Origin of the sequence: Brevundimonas vesicularis (genome assembly GCF_027886425.1) — a bacterium.
GTDB classification, from domain to species: Bacteria; Pseudomonadota; Alphaproteobacteria; order Caulobacterales; family Caulobacteraceae; genus Brevundimonas; species Brevundimonas vesicularis_C.
Window position 1 is genome coordinate 2,646,150 of the sequence record NZ_CP115671.1, and the last position, 22,003, is coordinate 2,668,152.

Annotated in this window: 21 protein-coding genes; 17 read left to right on the forward strand and 4 right to left on the reverse strand. The window is 66.5% G+C overall.

Going from position 1 to position 22,003, the window contains the following annotated elements; all coding sequences use genetic code 11:
• Window positions 1-19 precede the first annotated feature (19 nt).
• Together PFY01_RS13465 and PFY01_RS13470 are read right to left on the reverse strand one after the other, a co-directional pair.
• Window positions 20-775 (reverse strand): ABC transporter ATP-binding protein, encoded by a 756-nt coding sequence (locus PFY01_RS13465; protein WP_039248125.1) that lies wholly within the window; start codon window positions 773-775, stop codon window positions 20-22.
• Entirely contained in the window at window positions 772-1,944 is a 1,173-nt protein-coding gene (locus PFY01_RS13470; protein ID WP_055805778.1) for an ABC transporter permease, read from the reverse strand. The genes PFY01_RS13465 and PFY01_RS13470 overlap by 4 nt, the downstream gene beginning before the upstream one ends.
• Window positions 1,945-2,158: 214 nt before the next feature.
• On the opposite strand from PFY01_RS13470, the gene PFY01_RS13475 reads away from it, so the two are divergent.
• From PFY01_RS13475 to PFY01_RS13505, 7 genes are all read left to right on the forward strand, one after another.
• Window positions 2,159-4,252 carry a S46 family peptidase gene (locus PFY01_RS13475; RefSeq protein ID WP_271041665.1) on the forward strand — a complete coding sequence of 698 codons (2,094 nt, stop codon included), beginning with the start codon at window positions 2,159-2,161 and terminating at the stop codon, window positions 4,250-4,252.
• A 176-nt stretch (window positions 4,253-4,428) separates the two neighbouring features.
• Entirely contained in the window at window positions 4,429-6,504 is a 2,076-nt protein-coding gene (locus PFY01_RS13480; protein WP_271041666.1) for a S46 family peptidase, read from the forward strand.
• A complete protein-coding gene (locus PFY01_RS13485) occupies window positions 6,501-7,010 on the forward strand; it encodes a GNAT family N-acetyltransferase (RefSeq protein WP_271041667.1) in 510 nt (169 codons plus the stop codon). Before PFY01_RS13480 ends, PFY01_RS13485 begins: the two co-directional genes overlap by 4 nt.
• A 46-nt stretch (window positions 7,011-7,056) precedes the next feature.
• Entirely contained in the window at window positions 7,057-7,632 is a 576-nt protein-coding gene (locus tag PFY01_RS13490; protein ID WP_271041668.1) for a TetR/AcrR family transcriptional regulator, read from the forward strand.
• Window positions 7,632-9,332 (forward strand): MFS transporter, encoded by a 1,701-nt coding sequence (locus tag PFY01_RS13495; RefSeq protein WP_271041669.1) that lies wholly within the window; start codon window positions 7,632-7,634, stop codon window positions 9,330-9,332. Before PFY01_RS13490 ends, PFY01_RS13495 begins: the two co-directional genes overlap by 1 nt.
• A 13-nt stretch (window positions 9,333-9,345) precedes the next feature.
• Window positions 9,346-10,455, forward strand: coding sequence for an HlyD family secretion protein (locus tag PFY01_RS13500; protein WP_271041670.1), 1,110 nt, complete (start codon window positions 9,346-9,348; stop codon window positions 10,453-10,455).
• A gap of 51 nt (window positions 10,456-10,506) precedes the next feature.
• The gene (locus PFY01_RS13505) at window positions 10,507-10,683 is read left to right on the forward strand and encodes a hypothetical protein (protein WP_017505124.1); all 177 of its coding nucleotides are present in this window, start codon (window positions 10,507-10,509) and stop codon (window positions 10,681-10,683) included.
• A gap of 7 nt (window positions 10,684-10,690) precedes the next feature.
• Here PFY01_RS13505 and PFY01_RS13510 read toward each other — a convergent pair whose 3' ends face one another.
• Entirely contained in the window at window positions 10,691-10,894 is a 204-nt protein-coding gene (locus tag PFY01_RS13510) for a hypothetical protein (RefSeq protein ID WP_228763748.1), read from the reverse strand.
• Between the two features lie 193 nt (window positions 10,895-11,087).
• Here PFY01_RS13510 and PFY01_RS13515 point away from each other — a divergent pair, with 193 nt between their 5' ends.
• The 5 genes from PFY01_RS13515 (at window position 11,088) to PFY01_RS13535 (ending at window position 17,331) form a co-directional block, all read left to right on the forward strand.
• Complete coding sequence (locus tag PFY01_RS13515) at window positions 11,088-12,179, forward strand: site-specific DNA-methyltransferase (RefSeq protein WP_017504517.1); 1,092 nt, start codon at window positions 11,088-11,090, stop codon at window positions 12,177-12,179.
• 210 nt (window positions 12,180-12,389) lie between these two features.
• A complete protein-coding gene (locus tag PFY01_RS13520) occupies window positions 12,390-13,502 on the forward strand; it encodes a glycosyltransferase family 4 protein (RefSeq protein WP_271043066.1) in 1,113 nt (370 codons plus the stop codon).
• 102 nt (window positions 13,503-13,604) lie between these two features.
• Entirely contained in the window at window positions 13,605-14,642 is a 1,038-nt protein-coding gene (locus PFY01_RS13525; RefSeq protein ID WP_271041671.1) for a TadE/TadG family type IV pilus assembly protein, read from the forward strand.
• Between the two features lie 90 nt (window positions 14,643-14,732).
• Complete coding sequence (locus tag PFY01_RS13530) at window positions 14,733-15,035, forward strand: hypothetical protein (protein WP_333780220.1); 303 nt, start codon at window positions 14,733-14,735, stop codon at window positions 15,033-15,035.
• 148 nt (window positions 15,036-15,183) lie between these two features.
• Window positions 15,184-17,331 (forward strand): amylo-alpha-1,6-glucosidase, encoded by a 2,148-nt coding sequence (locus PFY01_RS13535; RefSeq protein WP_271041672.1) that lies wholly within the window; start codon window positions 15,184-15,186, stop codon window positions 17,329-17,331.
• 3 nt (window positions 17,332-17,334) lie between these two features.
• Here PFY01_RS13535 and mutY read toward each other — a convergent pair whose 3' ends face one another.
• On the reverse strand, window positions 17,335-18,384 hold the full coding sequence (gene mutY, locus PFY01_RS13540) for an A/G-specific adenine glycosylase (protein ID WP_271041673.1): 1,050 nt from the start codon (window positions 18,382-18,384) through the stop codon (window positions 17,335-17,337).
• Between the two features lie 20 nt (window positions 18,385-18,404).
• Here mutY and PFY01_RS13545 point away from each other — a divergent pair, with 20 nt between their 5' ends.
• The 5 genes from PFY01_RS13545 to PFY01_RS13565 all read left to right on the forward strand — a co-directional run bounded on the left by PFY01_RS13545 (window position 18,405) and on the right by PFY01_RS13565 (window position 21,996).
• The gene (locus tag PFY01_RS13545; protein ID WP_271041674.1) at window positions 18,405-18,959 is read left to right on the forward strand and encodes a DUF721 domain-containing protein; all 555 of its coding nucleotides are present in this window, start codon (window positions 18,405-18,407) and stop codon (window positions 18,957-18,959) included.
• 107 nt (window positions 18,960-19,066) lie between these two features.
• Window positions 19,067-20,161: a histidine kinase dimerization/phosphoacceptor domain -containing protein gene (locus PFY01_RS13550; RefSeq protein ID WP_271041675.1), complete on the forward strand. Its 1,095-nt coding sequence runs from the start codon at window positions 19,067-19,069 to the stop codon at window positions 20,159-20,161.
• Window positions 20,162-20,617 carry a response regulator gene (locus tag PFY01_RS13555; protein WP_084375344.1) on the forward strand — a complete coding sequence of 152 codons (456 nt, stop codon included), beginning with the start codon at window positions 20,162-20,164 and terminating at the stop codon, window positions 20,615-20,617. It begins immediately after the preceding gene.
• A 107-nt stretch (window positions 20,618-20,724) separates the two neighbouring features.
• The gene (locus PFY01_RS13560; protein ID WP_039246870.1) at window positions 20,725-21,369 is read left to right on the forward strand and encodes a DsbA family protein; all 645 of its coding nucleotides are present in this window, start codon (window positions 20,725-20,727) and stop codon (window positions 21,367-21,369) included.
• Window positions 21,370-21,384: 15 nt separating this feature from the next.
• Window positions 21,385-21,996, forward strand: coding sequence for a thioredoxin domain-containing protein (locus PFY01_RS13565; protein ID WP_271041676.1), 612 nt, complete (start codon window positions 21,385-21,387; stop codon window positions 21,994-21,996).
• Window positions 21,997-22,003 lie beyond the last annotated feature (7 nt).

Genomic DNA, 22,003 nt, shown 5'->3' on the forward strand with positions numbered 1-22,003 from the left:
AGGGAAATCTTCGTGTCGGTTAGTGGGACGCCAGGATGGCGTTCGGATCAGGGATGCGGCGCTGGTCGTCCAGGATCTTGCCGTCCTCGATGTGGATGACCCGGTCGGCCCAGGCCTCCAGGCGCGGATCGTGGGTCACGCAGATGACGGCTGCGCCGTGTTCGGTGGCGGCGCGGCGAAGCAGCTTGATGACCACTTGTCCGTTTTCGCCGTCCAGGGCGGAGGTCGGTTCGTCGGCGAACAGGATCTTCGGGTCCTTGGCCAGGGCGCGGGCGATGGCGACGCGCTGCTTTTCACCGCCCGACAAAGCCGCCGGCCGCTGGTGCAGACGGTGGCCCAGACCCACCTCTTCAAGGGCGATGGTGGCGCGCTTCTTGGCCTGGCCCGCGGTCAGCCCCTGGAACTTCAACACCGTCTCGACCTGCTGAAGCGCCGTCAGCGCGGGAAACAGGTTGAAGCCCTGGAAGATGAAGCCGCAATTATCCAGGCGGAATTTGTCGATCCGGCCCGAGGACAGCTTCCACAGATCGTCGACGTCCAGCACGTCCACCCGGCCCTCTTCGGGCTTCAGCAGGCCCGACAGGGCTGCGATCAGGGTGGACTTGCCCGAGCCGGAGGGCCCCATGACCATGGTCAGGTCGCCATGCCGCGCATCGAAATCGACGCCCTTCAGCACATCCACCCAGGCCTTGCCGGACTTGAACCGCTTGACCAGGCTTTTGGCCTCGATAGCGAAATCGCCGTGCTTGCCGTGAACCTTTGTATGAACGTTCATCGCAGCAGGTCCGCCGGTTGGCTGTTCTTGAGGATGCCCAGCGACAGCAGGCCGGACACCATGGCGATGGCGATCAGGCCGATGCCGACGATGATCAGCAGCGACAGCGGCAGGGCGATGATCACCGCCCCCATCATCGCCAGCAGCGACACCAGCCAGGTCAGGACGATGGCCGCGATGACGCCGACGACGCCGACCCAGAAGCTGAGCTCGACCACGATCCGACGCAAGGACCCCATGCTGACGCCCAGGGCCCGCAGAGAGGCGAACTCCTTGATGTTGGCCATGATGGCGCCGCGCAGGGTCTGCCATGTGATGGCCACGCCGATGATGATCCCCAAGACGACGCAGCCGCCGATGATGATGACCAGGATGCCTTCCTCGAACATGGCGCCGGCGTTGGCGTCGGCGAGTTGCTGCTTGGTCCACGCCTTCCACTGACCGGCGCCCATGGCGTTCAGCTGGGCCACCACGATGGGCGCGCGGGCCGGATCTCGCAGCTTGACCATCAAAGGACCGACGCGCGGACCCGTGTCGGCCTGGCCCAGCATCCGCAGGGTGTCGCGCGACATGACCACGCCCGGCTGCATCATATTGGGATAGCCGCGCGTCACGCCGACGACGGTGACGGTCTGGCCGTTGTACAGGGCCTTGTCGCCCAGCTTCACGCCCAGGGTCGTCAGGGCCGTCTCATCGACCGCCACGGTGTAGGGTTGGCGCAGCGCATCGACCAGTTCCTGCGAATAGTCGGTCGGGATGGTCACCGAGCCAGGACGAGTGTCGATGATGCTGGCCTGAACGAACTTCTGCCGCGGCGCGCCCTGCGACGCATTGTCCGCCTGGCTCTTGGTCGGATCGACGTTCTTGATGTTCTGGAAGGTGCCGCCGGCGCCGTCCAGCGGCATGACCTCGACCACCTCGGGGTGATTGTAGGCCAAGGGGATGAACCGGCGGGGCACGCCCGACGGCCCGCCGATCAGGCTCTTGGCGCCGGGCTGCATGATGAAGATGTCGGCGTTCGACCGTTCGATGGTCGCGGTGAATCCCTTGCCGATGCCGATGAAGACGCCGGTCATCGCCAGGACCAGAAGCCCCGACAGGGCCAGGGCCATGACTGCCGCCATATAGCGACGCCACTCGAACAGCAGTGTTGATAGCGCAAGCGACATTGTCGTCGATAAACCCCCGGTACTTGCGCCTATCTGACCGTGCGCCCCCTCACCGCCAAGTTAAATCGGGGTAAGGCTTGTGAACCCTTGTCATTGCGGGTTCGAAATCAGGGGATTAAGGGCCTTACAGCCTCTTGGCGCCCACCCTTCGTCGGCGCTAGTTACAACATAACAGATGGGACAGGCCGTCCCACGCTCTGGGAAACACGCCTTCATGTCCTTGCCCTCGCTTCGTCTCACCGCCTCGCTGGCCGCGCTCGGCGCCGCCACCGCCGTCCTGTCCGCGCCTGCGACCTCCGCGCGCGCCGACGAGGGCATGTGGACCTTCGACAACTTCCCCATCGCCACGGTGAACGAGAAGTACGGCACCAACATCGACCAGGCCTGGCTGGACCGCGTGCGCAACGCCGCCGTCCGCCTGCAGGGCTGCTCGGCCTCGCTGGTGTCGAACGAAGGCCTGGTGCTGACCAACCACCACTGCGTGGTGTCGTGCGTTCAAGACCTGTCCACGGCCCAGAACGACTACGTCAAGAACGGCTGGATGCCCGCCACCCGCGAGGAAGAGAAGAAGTGCCCCGGCCAGACGGCCGAGATTCTGACCGACATCGTCGACGTCACCGACCGCGTGACCAGCGCTGGCGCCGGTCTTGAGGGCGCCGCCTTCGTCCAGGCCCGCGCCGCCGAGATCGACAAGATCCAGAAGGAGACCTGCGGCGACGATCAGAAGCTGACCTGCCAGGTCATCAGCTTCTATCGCGGCGGACAGTACAAGCTCTACAAGTTCCGCAAGTATGACGACGTGCGCCTGGTCTTCGCGCCCGAGTTCCAGGCGGCCTTCTTCGGCGGCGACCCGGACAACTTCAACTTCCCGCGCTACGCCCTGGATGCCGGTTTCCTGCGCATATACGAGGACGGCAAGCCGGTCGCCACGCCGAACCACCTGACCTGGAACGCCAATGCGCCCAAGGAAGGCGACGTCACCTTCGTCGCCGGCAACCCCGGCTCGACCCAGCGCCTGCTGACCGTGGCCCAGCTGGAAACCCTGCGTGACCAGCAACTGCCGATCAGCCTGATCCAGACCTCCGAACTGCGTGGTCGCCTGCTGGAATATTCGACCACCGGCGAAGAGGCCAAGCGTGTTTCGGTCGATCCGATCTTCGGGCTGGAGAACGGCTTCAAGGTCAACTACGGCCAGCAGGGCGCCCTGACCGACCCGGCCTTCATGGCCACCAAGCGCCGCGAAGAGCAGGAGCTGCGCCAGCGCGTCGCCGCCGACCCGGCCCTGGCCCAACGCATCGGCGATCCGTGGGCCGATCTGGAACGCGCCTCGAGCGCCCAGCGCGACCTTTATCTGCCCTATCGCCAGTTGGAATCGGCGGCGGGCCAACGCTCGTCGCTGTACAGCTACGCCAAGGCCATCGTCCGCGCCTCCAAGGAACGCGCCAAGCCCGTCGCTGAACGCCGCGCCGGCTATTCTGACGCCGACATCGCCTCGCTGGGCCGTCGCCTGGCGACCGAGACGCCGATCTCGACCGATCTGGAGAAGATCTATCTCGACTTCTGGCTGTCCAAGACCCGTGAGTATCTGACGGTCGACAATGCGAACGTGAAGGCGCTGCTGGGCAAGGAAAGCCCTGAGCAGATCGCGGAGCGTCTGGTCGACGGCACGCGCCTGGCCGATCCCGCCTTCCGCGCCCAGGCCCTGGCCATGACGCCGGAGCAACTGGCCGCCTCAGGCGATCCGCTGATCCAGTTCGTCCTGGCCAATGACGATGCGGCTCAAGCCGTGCGCACCCAGTGGGAATCGGCCGTGTCCGGCCCGACCAGCCGCGCGGGCGAAAAGATCGCCCAGGCCCGGTTCGCGGTTTACGGCACCAACCTGTACCCCGACGCGACCTTCTCCTTGCGCCTGTCCTACGGCCAGGTGAAGGGCTGGACCTATCGCGGCGTGACCGTCGAACCCTTCACCCAGATCGGCGGCCTTTATGAGCGCAACACCGGCGCTGAGCCCTTCAACGCGGCCGAGGACTGGCTGGCGGCAGAGGGCAAGGTCAACAAGTCGACCGTCTATGACTTCGTCTCGACCAACGACATCATCGGCGGCAACTCGGGCTCGCCCGTGATCAACGCCAAGGGCGAAGTCATCGGCGCCGCCTTCGACGGCAACATCCACTCGCTGGGCGGCAGCTTCGGTTACGATCCCGAGCTGAACCGCACGGTGACGGTCTCGACCGCCGCCATCACTGAGGCCCTGCGCAACGTCTACAACCAGCCGCGCCTGCTGCGCGAACTGGGCGTGCGGCGCTAAGACGAGAACGAAGAAGTCTCCTCCCCGCGGCGCGGGGAGGGGGACCGCGAAGCGGTGGAGGGGCTCTTCCACCACACAATCGCCTGTAAAGTGCCCAAGAGCCCCTCGTCACGACGCTGAAGAAGCGCCGCGCCACCTCCCCGCAAGGCGGGGAGGAGACCTAAAGGACACCGCCCATGCGCCCTCTCCTCCTCGCCTCCGCCGCCGTTTTCGCCTTCGCCGCCACCTCGGCCAGCGCCGAGGAAGGCATGTGGACCTACGACAACTTCCCCATCGCCCGCGCCAACCAGACGCTGGGGACCAATATCGATCAGGCCTTCCTGGATCGGGTGCGGCTGTCGTCGGTGAAGTTCGGCGGCTGTTCGGCGGGCGTGGTGTCGGGCCAGGGCCTGGTGATGACCAACAACCACTGTGTCGCCACCTGCGTGGCCAACCTGTCCACGCCGCAGCAGCAATATGGCGAGACCGGCTTTACGCCCAAGACGCGCGAGGAGGAGCGCAAATGCCCCGGCGCCACGGCCGAGATCCTGACCGACATCTCCGACGTCACCGAGCGGATGCACAAGGCCGGCGAAGGGCTTGAGGGCCAGGCCTTCACCCAGGCGCGCGAGGCCGAGGCCGGCCGGATCGAGACCGAAGCCTGCGGAAACGATCCCAAAATCCGCTGCCAGGTCGTCAGCCTGTACCGGGGCGGCCAGTTCAAACTCTACAAATACCGCAAATACAGCGATGTGCGCCTGGCCTGGGCGCCGGAAGACCGCGCCGCGACCTTCGGCGGCGATCTGGACAACTTCTCCTTCCCGCGCTTCGCCATCGATGCCGCCTTCATCCGCCTGTATGAAGACGGCAAGCCGGTCGAGACGCCGATCCACTTCGCCTGGAACGCCGACAAGCCGACCGAGGGCGAGGCCGTCTTCATCACCGGCAATCCCGGCGCCACCCAGCGCCTGCTGACGATGGATCAACTGGCGACGATCCGCGACGTGGTCCTGCCGCTGGATCAGTTGGTCGCCTCGGAGCTGCGCGGTCGTCTGATCCGCTATTCCGAAGAGGGCGAGGACCAAGCCTTCATCGCCATGGACCCGATCGTGGGCGTGGAGAACACCTACAAGCGCGGCCTGGGCCGGATGCGCGCCCTGACCGACGCCCAGTTCATCCAGGCCAAGGCCGCGGCCGAGGTCGACTTCATGCAGCGCTACGCCGCCGCCAACGGCAATGGCCCCGATCCCTGGGGTGCGCTGGAAGCGGTCCAGCCCATCGCGCGCGAACTCTATGCCCCGACCGCCCTGCTGGAAGGCGGCACGGGCCTGGGCACCACCTCGGTCGCCGGTGGATCGCAGCTGTTCCAGTGGACCAAGGCCATCGTGCGCGGCGCGCAGGAGCGGGCCAAGCCGTCGGACCAGCGTCTGGCCGAGTTCGCCGACAGCCGCCTGCCGGGCGTCGAATCCGGTCTGTTCGCCGAGCGGCCGACCTATCCCGAGCTTGAGCAAATCCGGCTGGAATGGTGGCTATCCAAGACGCGCGAATGGCTGACGGTGGACAGCCCCTATGTTCGCACCCTGCTCGGCAAGGAAAGCCCCGAAGAGCTGTCGGCCCGCGTCGTCTCGGGCACCAAACTGGCCGATCCAGCCGTGCGTCGCGCCCTGTGGACCGGCGGCCTGGCGGCGGTTCAGGCGTCGGACGATCCGATGATCCAGTATGTACTGTCGATCGACGCCGACGCCCGCGCCGTCCGCACCGAATGGGAGAATAGGGTCAAGGCCCCGACCGACCGCGCGTCGGAACAGCTGGCGGCCGCCCGCTTCGCCGCCTACGGCGACGCCGTCTATCCCGACGCCACCGGCACCCTGCGCCTGACCTACGGCAAGGTCGAAGGCTCCGACGTGCCGGGCCAGCGCTTCGGCGCCTTCACCACCTTCGCCGGCCTGTGGGACCGCGCCACCGGCGCCGAACCCTTCAAGGTCGCGCCCAAGCTGATGGCCGCCAAGGACCGGATCGATCCGAACGCGGTGATGGACATGGCCGTCTCGACCGACACGATCGGCGGTTCGTCCGGCTCGCCTGCGGTCAACGCCCGGGGCGAGATCATCGGGGCCAACTTCGACTCCACCGTCCTGACCCAGCGCAACGCCTATGGCTACGACCGCAACACCAACCGCAGCGTGATCGTCACCACCCAGGCCGTCACCGTGGCCCTGCGCGACGTCTATGGGATGGATCATCTGCTGACGGAGCTGGGCGTCAGCCGGTGACGCAGATCGCCGTCAGCGTGGCGACGCCCGACGACGTCGCCGCGCTGCATCCTCTGATCGAGCGCGCCTATCGCGGCGACACCGCCAAGGCCGGCTGGACGCACGAGGCGGACCTGCTGTTCGATGATCGCACCAGCGCGACGGAGCTGTCGGCTCTGATCGCCGATCCCGACCGGGTCATCCTGCTGGCCCATCGCGACGGCGCGCTGATTGGCTGCGTCCAGGTCGCCCGCGCCGGCGACGACCTGGCCTATCTCGGCATGCTGACGGTCGAGCCGACCTTGCAGGCGACCGGCCTCGGCCGTCGTCTGCTCGCGGCCGCCGAAAGCGAAGCGGTCGCGCGTTTAGGCGCGCGTCGCATGGAGATGACCGTCATCCACCGCCGGACCGAACTGATCGCCTGGTACGAACGACGCGGTTATGCCCCCACCGGCGAGACCCGCCCCTTCCCCGTCGAACCGCCCCGACCCGAGCTGGAATTCGCGGTGCTGGAAAAAGCGCTTTAGCCGCCCCTTGCAAAACGGACAGTCGTGTCCATTTACGCGCCTCATCATGACGCGCCCTGCCGAAAAACCTGTCCGCAAGGACGCCGCTCTGAACCGGGCGGCGGTGCTGGAGGCCGCGCGCACGGTCTTCGCCAGCCGAGGGTTGGATGCGCCCCTGGATCTGATCGCCGAACGGGCCGGTGTGGGGCGCGGGACTCTGTATCGGCATTTCTCCGACCGCACGGAATTGGCCCTGGCGGTGCTGGAGGCCGACGTCGCGGACCTGGGTCGGCGAACCGCCGATCAGGGCGATGATCCGCAGGCCTTCTTCTGGTTTCTGGACCGGCTGGCCGAGGACATGGTGCGCAATGCGGGACTGGCCGGCGTCGTGCGGAACGTGCGGTCGCCAGATGCGCTTACACCGTTGCGGCAGAGCTTGATGGAGGCGGGCGCCGCACCGCTGAAGCGGGCCCAGGCCGCCGGCCTGGTGAGGGAGGATCTGCGGCCGATGGACATCCGTCTGATCGCCACCCTGCTGGGCGCCGGTTTCCAAGGCGCGGACGAAGCCGAGCGCGAGGCGGTGTCGCTGCGCACCCGCGCGCTTGTTCTGGACGGGCTGAAGCCCCGCGGGGAGCCGCGCTGATGGCCCGCAACAACTGGCACCTGCCCTGGGAACAGTATGTCGAGACGCTGAAGCCGCACGAGCGGCCGATGATGCCCGGCTCGCCCGCTACGCCCGATCACGCCTGGCCGATGCGGATTCAGTACGCCCTGACCGGCCTGCTGGTCGCCATGGTCGGATCGCTGGGCAACGCCGCCGTCACCGCCAACATCCAGAACCTGCAGGGCTCGCTGGGAATCACGATCACCGAGGCCGCCTGGCTGCCGGTCGTCTTCGTCATGACCAACGCCTGCATGAACCTGATCCTGGTCAAGTTCCGGATGCAGTACGGCCTGCGCCTGTTCACCCAGATCTTCCTGGGCGCCTTCGTGCTGGTCTGCGCCGCCCACCTGTTCGTCGACAACTATCAATCGACCCTGCTGGTGCGGGCCATCGCCGGCATGGCGGGCGCAGGCCTTTCCAGCCTGGGCTTCCTCTACATCATCCAGGCCTTTCCGGCGGCGCATAGGCTCAAAGGGCTGATCATCGGCATCGGCCTGGCCAGTTTCGCCGTGCCGATTTCGCGCCTCGTCATGCCCGGCCTGCTCCAGCTGGGCGACTGGCGCGCCTTCTACATGTTCGAGCTGGGCCTGTGCCTGGTCGCCTGGGGCGCGGTGCAGGTGGTCAAGCTGCCGCCGTCCGAGCGGCTACGCGTATTCGACCGGCTGGACTTCCTGACCTTCGCCCTGTTTGCGCCAGGCGTGGCCCTGCTGTGCGCGGCCCTGGGTCTGGGGCGCATTGTCTGGTGGACGCAAGCCGCCTGGATCGGCTGGGCCCTGATCGGGTCCGTCATCCTGCTGACCGCCGCCTTCCTGGTCGAGCACAATCGCAAGAACCCACTGATCAACACCCGCTGGCTGACCGGGCCGGACCTGCTGCGCCTGTTCGGGGCGATCCTGCTGATCCGCATCGTGCTGTCGGAACAGACATCCGGCGCGGTGGGCTTTCTGACCGTCGTCGGCTTGGGACCGGATCAGCTTCACGGCCTCTTCGTCGTCATCCTGCTGTCGATGATCGCCGGCACCCTGGTCAGCGCCTTCACCCTAAACATGGAGAAGCTGAACAAGCCGATCGCCATCGCCCTGGCGCTGATCGCGGTCGGCGCCTGGATCGACAGCCATTCAACAGTCCTGACGCGCCCGGCGCAGCTGTATTTCAGCCAGGCCCTGATCGCCTTCGCCTCGGCCATGTTCATTGGTCCGGCGCTGATGATCGGCATCGTCAAGGTGCTGACCCAGGGCAAGCAGAACCTGATCAGCTTTATCGTCATGTTCAGCGTGCTTCAGAACGTCGGCGGTCTGGCGGGTTCGGCCTTGACCGGGACGCTGCAGATCATTCGCGAGAAATACCATTCCAACCAGCTGGCGGCCGGGATTTCGGCGCTGGACCCGCAGGTGGCCTTGCGGCTGCGCCAGCTGTCGGGCGCCTATGCCTCGACAATAACGGACCCCGCGCTGACGAACGCCGAAGGCGCCGTCCTGCTAGGCCGACAGGTGACGCAGCAGGCCAATGTGCTGGCCTACAACGACGTCTTTCTGGTCATCGCCGTGATCGCGGCCCTGGGCTCCGCCTGGGTGACCGTCACCCACCTGCGGCCGCGCTGGAAGGCGCGCCGCGACGCCAAGAACAACAACAATGCAGACGCTGCGGTCCAGAGCGCCGCCGTCGCCGCCGCCGACTGAACCGAGACCCACAATGACCGACGCCGCACCGCCCGCCCCCGCCTCTTCCGCCCCCGCCGCCCCGCAAGCGCCAGCCGCTGCTCCGCCCGCGCCGAAGAAGAACGTCATGTGGACCGTCATCGCCGCCGGCGTCGCCCTGCTGGGCGTGCTGATGGTGCTGTATGCGTGGCAGTTGCCGCCCTTCCGGGGCGCGATCCAGCGCACGGACAACGCCTATGTGCGCGGCCAGGTAACGATCATCAGCCCGCAGGTGAACGGCTATGTCACGGCCGTGCCGGTCCAGGACTTCCAGACCGTCCAACAGGGGCAGCTGCTGGCCCAGGTGGACGACCGCATCTATCGCCAGCGGCTGGAGCAGGCCGAGGCCAGCCTGCACTCGGCCCAGGCGGCCCTGTCCAACTCGACCCAGACCCAGGCGTCGGCGCGCGGATCGGTGGCCCAGCAGCGCGCCTCCATCGCCGCCGCCGAAGCCACGCTGACGCGGGCCCAGGCTGACGCCAACCGCGCCCGCACCTTGAAGGCCGGCGGCTGGGTCGCCCAGGCCAATGTGGACGTCGCCGAAGCCGCCCTGCGCAGCGCCCAGGCCCAGGTCGCCCAGGCCCGCGCCGCCGAGGGCATCGCCCAGACCGGCGTCACTTCCGCCGTCGTCGGCCGCGACAGCCTGGCCGCCGCCGTCGAGAACGCCCAGGCCGCCGTGCGCCTGGCCCAGATCGACCTGGCCAACACCCGCATCGTCGCCCCCCGCGCCGGTCGTCTGGGCGAGATCGGCGTACGCCAGGGCCAGTATGTGACCGCGGGAACCCAGCTGATGGGCCTGGTGCCGGACGTGGTCTGGGTCACGGCCAATATGAAGGAGACGCAGATGAAGAACATCCGCGTCGGCCAGCCGGTCGAGATCACCGTCGACGCCCTGGGCGGCCAGACCCTGAGCGGCCGTGTCGAACGGATCGCCCCCGCCGCCGGATCGGAGTTCAGCGTCATCCGTCCCGACAACGCCACCGGCAACTTCACCAAGGTGGCCCAGCGCATCCCGGTCCGTATCCGCATCGATCCGAACCAGCCCGCCGCCCAGCGTCTGGCGCCGGGCATGTCGGTGGTGGCGAAGGTGAATACGGCCGGCTGACGGAACGCGCCGCTCTGCATCGCGCTACCTCTTTCAGCAACGGAGAGCATCATGGACCGCGAACAAACCAAGGGTCGTGAAGAGAACGGCGCCGATCCGGCCGGCAAACCCGACGCCCTGACCTCCGACAAGGCGACGAAGGCGGTCGGTCAGGCCGAGCGCCAAAGCGCGGGACCGGACGGTCCGGACGCCGCCGAGATCGGCGACACCTTCAAGCGCAAACCCTGACGCCGGATCAGGCCGATCGCGGCGACAGGCTGGCGGCGAGCAGATGCACGTCGTGCGCCCGCATCCGCTCGAAGTTCCCTAGCCCCAGGGCCAGGGCGCGCATGATCTCGGTCTGGCGCGTATGTTCGGGATGGGCGGGCAAGGACGGCTCCGCCCGCGCCAGTTCCGCATCCAGTTCGGCCATCATATGGGCCAGGATTCCGTCGTTCATCTGATCCTCCATCACGCCGCCGACCGCCGCAAACGGTTAGAGCATGAATAGAACAGATCAGGAACACGCTGCCCCGAGAAGGCTGTGGATGGTGCGGTCGGACTGCAATATGCGTCCGGCTGACCCTGCCGTTTAATCCACCTTAACCACAAGGATTCACCATAGCGGTCTCATTGTTGCGGGGCCGCGTTCCATGTCCGATCTGAAGACCCCTGTCCTCGCCAAGGACGTCATTCATCGTGGCGACTGCATCGAGGTGCTGAAGAGCCTTCCCGACGCCTCGGTGGACATGGTCTTCGCCGATCCGCCCTATAATCTGCAACTGGGCGGCGACCTGCTGCGGCCCGACAACTCCAAGGTCGATGCAGTCGATGACGACTGGGACAAGTTCGCCAGCTTCGCCGAGTACGACGCCTTCACCCGTGCCTGGCTGGCGGAATGCCGCCGCGTCCTGAAGCCTGAGGGCTCGATCTGGGTGATCGGCAGCTACCACAACGTCTTCCGCCTGGGATCGGCGATCCAGGATCTGGGCTTCTGGGTGCTGAACGACATCATCTGGCGCAAGTCAAACCCGATGCCGAACTTCAAGGGCACCCGGTTCACCAACGCCCACGAAACCCTGATCTGGGCCGCCAAGTCGCGGGATCAGAAGCGCTACACCTTCAACTATGATGCGCTGAAGGCCTTCAACGAAGACACCCAGATGCGCTCCGACTGGACCTTCGCCCTGTGCACAGGCGAGGAGCGGATCAAGGACGCCGACGGCAAGAAGGCCCATCCGACTCAGAAGCCCGAAGCCCTGTTGCACCGTGTCCTGCTGTCGGCGACGCGCCCCGGCGACGTGATCCTGGATCCCTTCTTCGGCACCGGCACCACCGGCGCCGCCGCCAAGCGCCTCGGCCGCCATTACATCGGCATCGAGCGTGACGAGACCTATGCCGAGGTCGCCGAAACCCGCATCGCCTCGGTCATCCCTGCCCGCCCCGAAGACCTGATGGTCACCGGCTCCAAGCGCGCCGAGCCCAAGGTGCCGTTCGGCGCCCTGGTCGAAGCCGGCCTGCTGCAACCCGGCGACCGTCTGTATTGCCCAAAGGGTGAGCGCGAGGCGCGTGTTCGTGCGGACGGTTCGCTGGTTCACGGTTCGCTCAGCGGCTCGATCCACAAGCTGGGCGCGCTGCTGGAAAACGCACCGGCCTGCAACGGCTGGACCTACTGGCGCTTCAAAACCGACCAGGGGCTGAAATCCATCGACGCCCTCCGCTCCGAAGTTCGCGCCGCGATGTAAGCCGCTGCGACCGCGCGTCGCGTAAGCCACATCAATCACTTAGCCGGCAATCCGTCGCCAATACGTACGATTTCGCACACTCAGTATGGGTTAGCGTCGCTGTAACCCCGCGAAACCTATGTGAAAATTCATCAGCTGCGACGGAACTTCGCAGTTGCGAGAACATTGATGTCAACGGCCCGCCAGGATGCGGTGTCGGAGCACATCACCATGAAAATCGCGCAGATCACCCCGTTGTACGAGGCTGTGCCTCCCAAGCTGTACGGCGGTACGGAACGTGTGGTCGCGCATCTGACCGACGCCCTGGTCGAGCTGGGCCACGACGTGACGCTGTTCGCCAGCGCCGACGCCCAGACCAAGGCGCGGCTAGTGCCCGTGCGCGATCAGGCGATCCGTCTGGATCCGGCGCCGTTGAAATCCGATCTCGCCGCCCACCTGTCGATGCTGGGCGAAGTTCTGGACCGCGCCGACGAGTTCGACGTCATCCACTTCCATACCGACATGGTCCACTTCCCGCTGTTCCAGAAATATGCGGACAAGACCCTGACGACCCTGCACGGCCGTCTGGATATGAAGGACCTGCCCGGCGTCTATGCGCGTTGGAGCGAGTTCGGGCTGGTCTCCATCTCCGACGATCAGCGCAAGCCGCTGCATTTCGCCAACTGGAAGGCCACCGTCCATCACGGCATGCCCGGCGAGCAGTATATCTTCTCGCCGAAATCCGAGGGCTATCTGGCCTTCCTGGGCCGCATCTCGCCCGAGAAGCGCCCCGACCGCGCCATCGAGATCGCCACCAAACTGGGCAAGCGCCTAAAGATGGCCGCCAAGGTGGACGCCGCCGACAAACGCTATTGGGAAGAGACGATCCGCCCGTTGGTCGAAGGCAATCCGCTGATCGAGTTCGTCGGCGAGATCGGCGACCATCAGAAGTCTGCCTTCCTCGGCGGCGCCGAGGCCCTGCTCTTCCCTATCGACTGGCCGGAGCCGTTCGGTTTGGTGATGATCGAGGCCATGGCCTGCGGCACGCCGGTGATCGCCTTCCGCTGCGGCTCGACGCCTGAGGTCATCGAAGACGGCGCCACCGGCTTCCTGGTCGATACGATGGAACAGGCCATCGCCGCGGCCGGACGCGCGCATCTGCTGGACCGCGAGGCGATCCGCGCGCGGTTTGATCTGCGGTTCTCGGCCACCGCCATGGCGCGCCGGTATCTGGACGTCTACGGCGATCTGCTGGCGCGCCGCCCGTTCGCGGAAACCGCGCTGGATGACGTGGTCACGCCGTTGCGTCCGCGTGAAGAACGCAGCTTCGCCGCAACCGCCTGAAACCAACTCCGTCGGGACGCCGCCGCAATCGTGAGTTTGTAACGGCGTTCATCCAAAAGTTAAGCTTATCCATTACCGTCGTTCCAAATCGGGGCGACCACTATGCAATGGACAGCGATGAGGCGGCGGCTGGCGCATCTGCGCCGGAATACCGCGGGCAACATTGCGACCTTCTTCGCCCTGTCCGCCATGGGACTGACACTGATGGTCGGCCTGGCCATCGACATCAATCGCTATGTCTCGGTCAGGAACCAGGTGCAGGAAGCGCTCGATGCAGCAGCGTTGGGGGCTGCGGCCTCCCGAGCCCAGACCGTCAAGGAACTGGAAGCGGTCAGCGGTCCCTACCTGGAGGCCAATCTGAAGACCGGCCAACTGATCGACGGCTGGAAGACCGGCACTCAATACGTCGATGGAAAAATCGTCAGGGTGACGTTCAAGGGCGGGGTCAAACCCATCTTCGCGGGTCTGGCCGGCGTCAAACAGTTCGACATCAACGCCCTGTCCGAGGCGACGCGCGGCGTGGCGCAAAAGATCGAGACCGTTCTGGTGCTCGATAACACCTGGTCGATGAGCGAAAAGGACAGCCGCTCGATCAAGCGGATCGATGCGCTGAAGAGCTCGGCCAGTCTGCTGGTCAACGAGTTGATGGCGACCGAGAGCGACGAGGTCTCAATCGGCGTCGTGCCCTATGCGGACTACGTCAACGTCGGGATTGCCAATCGCAAGGCCCCGTGGATTTCCGTGCCCGACGACTATGTTCAGGAGCGCACCTGCACGACCAAGACGACCTACAGCGGCGGCACCCCCTACCCGTGCACCACCGTGCGCGACGGCGTCAGCGAGACCGGCACCTGCTACAAGGATCAGGTGGTCAAGACGGTCACCGTCCCGCCCTATGCTTGCAACGTCAGCTACAAGTGGTTCGGCTGCGTCTATTCGCGCAACGTCGGCACGACGCGGCTGAACGACCAGTCGCCGGCGACGCCCTACAAGGGTTTCTTGACGACGGGCCAGAGCTGCCTGAATGCGGTCAGCCCCTTGTCCAAGAGCAAGTCCAGCGTGCTGAACGCAATCAAGAACCTCGTCATCAATGTCGGCGGCTACAAACCCGAAACCCACATTCCATCCGGCCTGATCTGAGGCATCAATCTGCTGTCGCCTACCGCGCCGTTCCAGGAAGGCGGCGCCTACGATCCGGCGAACCGCACGCCGCGCAAGATTCTGGTGCTGATGACCGACGGCGTGAACACCCTGCGCTACCGCTCTTCGGACGGCGCGCACGTCGCCACGGCCAAAGCCAATGAGCTGGCGGCGACGGATGCCGATTTCGGTTCGATCTGCACCTACGCCAAGTCGAACAAGATCGAGGTCTTCACCGTCGGCCTGAACGTGCCCACGCAGAACGGACGCAATCTGCTGAGGACCTGCGCGACAGATTCCGACCATGCCTTCCTGGCCGAAGACAGCGCCGCCTTGGAAGCCGCCTTCCGTGAGATCGCGCGGTCCATCGGCGTTGTACGGTTGATCAAATGAAGGTCGCCCGGTCTCTGTCGATGAAAAAGCACAGGTTCGCCTGAACCCGTCGGCGACTTGCCCATTAAAGTCTGCAAGCGGCCCCTGAGCGCCGCATTCGGGTGCGACACGTTCGGCCGAGGCCTCACAACGACGGGGAAGAGACCGCATGGACGACGCCTATTCCACTCAACTGACCGCCGGTGAATCGGTCGAGGCCACAGGTCTCGAACAACTGATGGCGCTGAAGGAAGGCGATACCTTCCTGGTCGCCGACGGATGGGGCGACATGAAGGGCGGCGCCGACGGCCTGTTTGCGGGCGACACCCGCGTCCTGTCGCGCTGGGCCATGACCGTCGGCCTGCTGAAGCCATCGCGCCTGTCGTCCGGCGTCAGCCAGGACAACGTCTTCTTTTCCTGCCACACCACCAACCGTCCCCTGCCCCCGATGGGGGGCCGGTCGGCGCCGGCCGGCGTCCTGCATATTGAGCGCCGGCGGTTCCTGTGGAACCGGCGGATGTTCGAGCGCATCCGCATGGTCAACCACGGGGTGGAGGACATCCTGCTTCCGCTGGCTTTCGACTTCGGCGCGGACTTCTTCGATATCTTCCAGGTGCGCGGCACGCCTCGAGCCAAGCGCGGGACGATCCACACGCCGACCACCGACGGTCGCCGCGTCACCTTCCGCTACACCGGGCTGGACGACGTGGATCGATCCAGCTGTATCGCCTTCTCCGAACCGCCCGCGCGCCTGACGCATCAGCGCGCCGAGTTCATGTTCAGCCTGCCCAAGGGCCGCTCCCTGGACCTGTTCATCGAGTGCGGCGTGGACGCCTGCGAGACGCCGGACGCCGATCGCTGGCGCCAGAACGCCATCCAGGCCCGCCTGGCCATGCGCGCCAAACGCCGGCGCGGCGCCTCGGTGCGCGGCCCGCGCAGCCCGCGCTTCAACGACTGGCTGGACCAGTCGCGCGCCGACATGGCGCTGTTGACCACAGACCTGCCGACCGGCCCCTATCCCTATGCTGGCACGCCATGGTTCTCGACGCCGTTCGGCCGCGACGGCATCATTTCGGCTTGGCAAATGCTTTGGCTGGATCCGTCGCTGGCCAAGGGCGTGCTGACCTATCTGGCCTCACGCCAGGCGACCGAGACGTCGCTCTATCGAGACAGCCAGCCCGGCAAGATCATGCACGAAACCCGCGGCGGCGAGATGAGCGCCCTGCACGAGGTGCCGTTCGGTCTCTACTACGGCGGGGTCGACACCACCTGTCTGTTCGTGGCCCTGGCCGGAGCCTACGCCAACCGCACCGGCGATCTGGATCTGATCCGCAAGCTCTGGCCCAATCTGATCGCGGCCGCCGACTGGATGCGCGACTATGGCGACAGCAACAACGACGGCCTGATCGACTACCAGCGCGGGGCCGACACCGGCCTCTCCAACCAGGGCTGGAAGGACTCAGAGGATTCCATCTTCCACGCCGACGGTCGCTTCCCCAAAGGTCCGATCGCGCTTCTGGAGGTTCAGGGCTACGCCTTCGCCGCCTGGAAAGCGCTGGGTGATCTGGGCGAGCGCCTGCACGACGATCGCACGACCGAATGGCGGATGCGCGCCGAACAGGTCCGCTCGCTGGTCGAGGAAAAGTTCTGGATGGAAGATGAGGGCTTCTATGCCGTGGCCCTCGACGGCGCCGGCCAGCAATGTCGCGCCATCGCCTCCAACGCTGGACACCTGCTGTTCACCGGCCTGCCGTCGCTGGAACGCGCGCGGCGCGTCACCAAACGCCTGCTGACCGCCGAGTTCCGCACCGGCTGGGGCATCCGCACCCTGGAGGTCGGACAGGCCCGCTTCAATCCGATGAGCTATCACAACGGCTCGGTCTGGCCGCACGACACCGCCATGGCCGCCGCCGGCATGGCGGCTTACGGCGAGCGCGATGCGGTCGCGCAAATCCTGGCCGAGATCTACGCTGCGGCCGCCCACTTCCACCTGCGGCTGCCCGAACTTTTCTGCGGCTTCCCGCGTGAGCCGGGCGAGCCGCCCATCGCCTATCCGGTCGCCTGCCTGCCCCAGGCCTGGGCGGCGGGATCGGTCTTCCTGATGCTTCAGGCGACCCTGGGCCTGTCGATCGACGCCTGGACCGAGACGGTCGATCTCTCTGACCCCGTCCTGCCCGCCGGTCTGGACCGTCTCAAGATCACAGGTCTGGAAGTCGGCGGCGCCGTTGTCGATCTGAATATCCAGCACGCCGACGGTCGCGCCGTGGTCATCCCGCATCACAAGCAGGGCAAGGTTTCGATCCGCACGTTGCGTTAGGCTTCAGCCGAACAGATCAGGCACGCTCGCCCGGTCCAGCGCCTTGGCGAAGACCGTCGGCAGGGCGGCCCGCGCCGCCTCGATCGGCATCCAGCGATAGTCACCGTCCGCATCGACGCGCGCGGTCATCACCGCCAGCGTCAGGCTGAAGTGGGTGAAGACGTGCTCCACCGCCCCCGCCTCGCGCCAGTCGGCCTCGACCGGCGCTGCGGCAATCGGCTCGCCTATCGCCCAGTCGCTGGTCGGCAGGCCCAGCATTCCGCCCAGCAGCCCTTTCTCGAGTCGCGTCTCGACCGCGACACGTCCCTGGTCGTCAACCAGCACATAGGCGATGCCCCGTCGGTGCGGCCGCTCCGCCTTCTTCGTCTTTATCGGGAACCGGGCCGGGTCGCCCGTGGCCAGACCCAGGCATTCGCTGGCTACCGGACAGGTCCCGCACGATGGCGACTTGGGCCGGCAAACCGTCGCGCCCAGATCCATCAGCGCCTGCGCCCAATCCCCTGGCCGCTCGTCGGTGACGAACAGGCCGGCCAGCCGCTTCAGCTCGGGCCGGGCGGCGGGGACCGGCGTCTCGACCGCGAACAGCCGCGCCATCACCCGCTCGACATTGCCGTCCACAACATTGGCCGCCCGGTCGAAGGCGATGGAGGCGACGGCTGCGGCCGTATAGGCGCCGACGCCCGGCAGGGCGAGCAGCGCCGCCTCGGTGTCCGGAAACACACCGCCATGCTCGCCCGCCACCGCCCGCGCACAGGCCAGCAGATTGCGGGCACGCGCATAGTAGCCCAACCCGGCCCAGGCCCCCATCACCTCCGCATCCTCGGCCGCCGCCAAGTCCGAGACCGTCGGCCAGCGCGTCGTGAAGGCGTGGAAATACGGCGTCGCATGCGGCACGGTCGTCTGCTGCAGCATGACCTCTGACAGCCAGACGCGGTACGGCTCGGTCCGCGGCGCGCCGACGGCGGCTCGCCATGGCAGGCTGCGCGCATGGGCGTCGTACCAGGCCAGCAGCCGGGAGCGGATCAGGTCTATGTCGGGAGAGACGTCAGGCATCGGTCGGGCTATATAGACCCATGCGCCGCACGCTGCCCACAGACGCTGAGGTCCGCGAGATCCTGTCTCGCCGCCGCACCCGTCCGGTCCCCCGACCGGCGCCGCGCGCAGGCAAGGCGCTGACGCCCCTGATCAAGAAGCTGGACGAGCAGTTCGGACGCGGGGCCGGCGCGTTGGAACCCCGCTGGCGCGAGATCGTCGGCGATCGCCTGGCGCGCGTGACCCGTCCTCAGAAACTGACCAAGGGCAAGGGCGGTCAGCCCGGCGTGTTGGAGTTGCGCGTCGTCGGCGCCGCCGCCCTGCTGATCCAGCACCAGTCCGAGGACATCCTGGCCCGCGTCAACCTGTTCCTGGGCGCCGGGACTGTGGATCGACTGCGCATCGCCCAAGGTCCGGTCGCCCCTTTGAAGGAGGCCGCCGCCCGTCCCAAACGCAGCGCCAAGCCGCCGCCCCTGCCCGCCCAGGCCGAGGCCGATCTGGCCGCATCGATCGCTTCAGCCCCCGACGATCTGCGCGCCGCCCTGGCCCGGCTGGGCCGCGTCGCCCTGTCGCGCTCAGACATCAAGTCCGACTGAGCGCCGCGCCTTGGTTGGCAGTCGCCCCCCGGTGCTGTAGGAAGAGGTTGTAAAGCGACAAATATCCGCACGGCGCTTCCGGTCGCGCGCCTGTATTCCGAGTCCCGATGAAGCAGCAAGACGACTGGCGACTTACCGATGTCGTCGAACACGAAATCGGGCGTGGAGATCCGTTCGCCGCCGCCATACGCGGCACGCGCATGCCGATGGTCATCACCGACCCGCGTCGCGACGACAATCCGATCGTCTTCGCCAACAAGGCCTTCCAGGATCTGACCGGCTATGAGCGCGACGAGATCATCGGCCAGAACTGTCGGTTCCTTCAGGGGCCGAAGTCCGACAAGGCCGCCGTCGCCAAGATCCGCAAAGCTCTTGAGGCCGGCGCCGACATTCACATCGATCTGCTGAACTATCGCAAGGACGGCAGCACCTTCTGGAACGCCCTGTTCATCAGCCCGGTGCGCAACGCCCAGGGGGAGATCGAGTATTTCTTCGCCTCGCAGCTGAATGTGACCGAGCGGATTGAGGCTCAGGTCTACGTCGAAAAGCAAAAGGCCCTGGTCGAACGCGAAGTCGCCGCCCGCACCGCCGATCTGCAAGAGGCGCTCGCCGCCAAGACCCTGCTGCTTCACGAGGTCGATCACAGGGTCAAGAACAACCTGACCATGATCGGCTCGCTGCTGCGGCTGCAATCGCGCTCGCTGTCCGATCCGGCCCTGACCGCCACCCTGGACTCCATGCTGGAGCGGGTGGACGCCTTGGCGACCGTTCACCGCAAACTCTATCAGTCCGAAGACGTCACCCAGTTCGACGTCGGCGCCTTCACCAACACCCTGGTCGCCGATGTGATCGGCTCGACGGGACGCACCGATATCGAGGTGTCCGTCGATGTGGAGCCCATGTTCATTCCCTCGACCCATGCCTCGTCGATCGGGCTGATCATCAACGAACTGCTGACCAATGCGATCAAGCACGGCTTCCCCGAGGATCGCGGCGGCCGATTGCAGGTCTCGGCCAAAAGAACGGAACAAGGCGGCCAGGTCGTTGTTCAGGACGACGGCCCCGGCATTCCCGGCGCTGCGCATCAGGGATTGGGCAAGACTTTGATCGGTCGTCTTTCAAAGCAGATCGGCGGCAAGACGCTGTGGCTGCCAGCCGACCCCGGAACGCGCGCGGTCGTCGACTTCCCCGTGAGCGGCTAGGTGCGCGGCGCCGGGCCTCACTTCGACATCCTGGTCGTCGAGGACGAGGCCCTGCTTGTGATGGACCTCGAGGCGATGCTTGAGGACGAAGGCCACCGGCTGGTCGGAGAAGCCATGTCCCTGAGTGAGGTCGAGTCGCTGTCGCTCGACGCGCCGCCCGACATCGCCTTTGTCGACATCCAGCTGGCGGACAACTCCAGCGGTCTGGACGTGTGTCGCCTGATCAAGGATCGCTGGCCGTCCACAGCCGTCGTCTTTCTGACGGCAAACCCCAAGATGATCCCCGAGGACTTTCTGGGCGCGCACGGCGTGATCCCAAAGCCCTTCTCACGGTCCGGCCTGCTGTCGGCGATGCGCTTCATTCAGCAGGGCATAAGCGATCCGCCGCCCCGCCAGGACAGGCCGCAAAGTTTCATCCCCGCACCGGCGATCGATCGGGCGTGGGCACGCGGATAAGGCGCTGTTGACAAAACTTCGCCGCACCTGTTCCAGACTAGTTCAGGGTTGCGCCATTCCCGGGGAATCGCGCGATCATCGCCAACGATCCGATCCGAGGAACCTTCATGGCCGACACTGAATCCCGCTTCGCCCGCATGAGCCGTCGTGCGGCCATCACCGGCGCCGCACTGGCGACCATGGCTTTGGCGGCCTGCGGCGGCGGCGCCAAGGGTGCGGCCGAGGGCGACATGGGTCTGGGCGCGCCCGAAGGCGCCAAGGTCACCGTGGTCGAATACGCCTCGGTCACCTGCCCTCACTGCGCCCTGTGGCAGAAGAACACCTGGCCGGCGTTCAAGGCCAAATACGTCGACACCAACAAGGTCCGCTATGTCTTCCGCGAACTGCCGACCCCGCCGGTCGACGCCGCCACTGCCGGCTTCCTGGTGGCGCGCTGCGCCGGTCCGGACAAGTATTTCGACGTGGTTCACCAGCTGATGGCGACGCAGCAGGAGATGCTGACGTCCTCGCCGCGCGACTGGCTGCTGCGCACCGCCCAGGCCGCTGGCCTGTCCGAGCAGCAGTTCAACGACTGCGTCACCGACAAGGACGCCGTCGCCGCCATGGAGAAGCGCGTGCAGGCCGCGCGCGCCCAGGGCGTGACCGGCACCCCGGCCTTCTACGTCAACGAAACCCAGGTCATCTCGCCCGGCGGCGAAGGCGCCAGCCTGGCCGACCTGTCCACCGCCATCGACGCGGCCCTGGCCAAGTAACCGAGGCCAAATCAGATGATGCGACGCGCCTTCATCGCCGCCGGTTTCGCCTTCGCCGCCCTGACCGGCGGTTTGGCGACGCCGGCGCTCGCCGCCGATGCGCCCCCGCCCGTCACGGCCCAGGATCATATCCTGGGTCGGGCGAATGCGCCGGTCACGGTGATTGAATACGCGTCCTTCACCTGCTCGCACTGTGCGGACTTCCACAACACCGTGCTGCCGGCCTTCAAGGCCAAATACATCGACACCGGCAAGGTCCGGCTGGTTCACCGCAACCTGCCGACCGCGCCCGCCAATGTCGCCGCCGCCGCGGCTGCGGTCGCCCTGTGCGCCGCGCCCGAACGCTATTTCGACGTGGCGGCCGTCTTCATGCGCGATCAAGCCAGCCTGCAGACCACCGGCGCCCAACCCTGGTTCGCGGCCGGTATCGCCGCCAGCGGCAAGACCCGCGAGCAGATCGAGGCGTGCCTGAACGGCCCGACCATCCGTACGGCCCTCGACGCCCAAATCGAGGGTGCGCGCGCCGCAGGCGTCGCCGGCACGCCCACCTTCTTCGTCAACGGGACGATGGTGATGGAGCATTCGCTGGAGGCCCTGTCGGCCGCCATCGATCCGCTGCTTCGGTAGTCCGCCA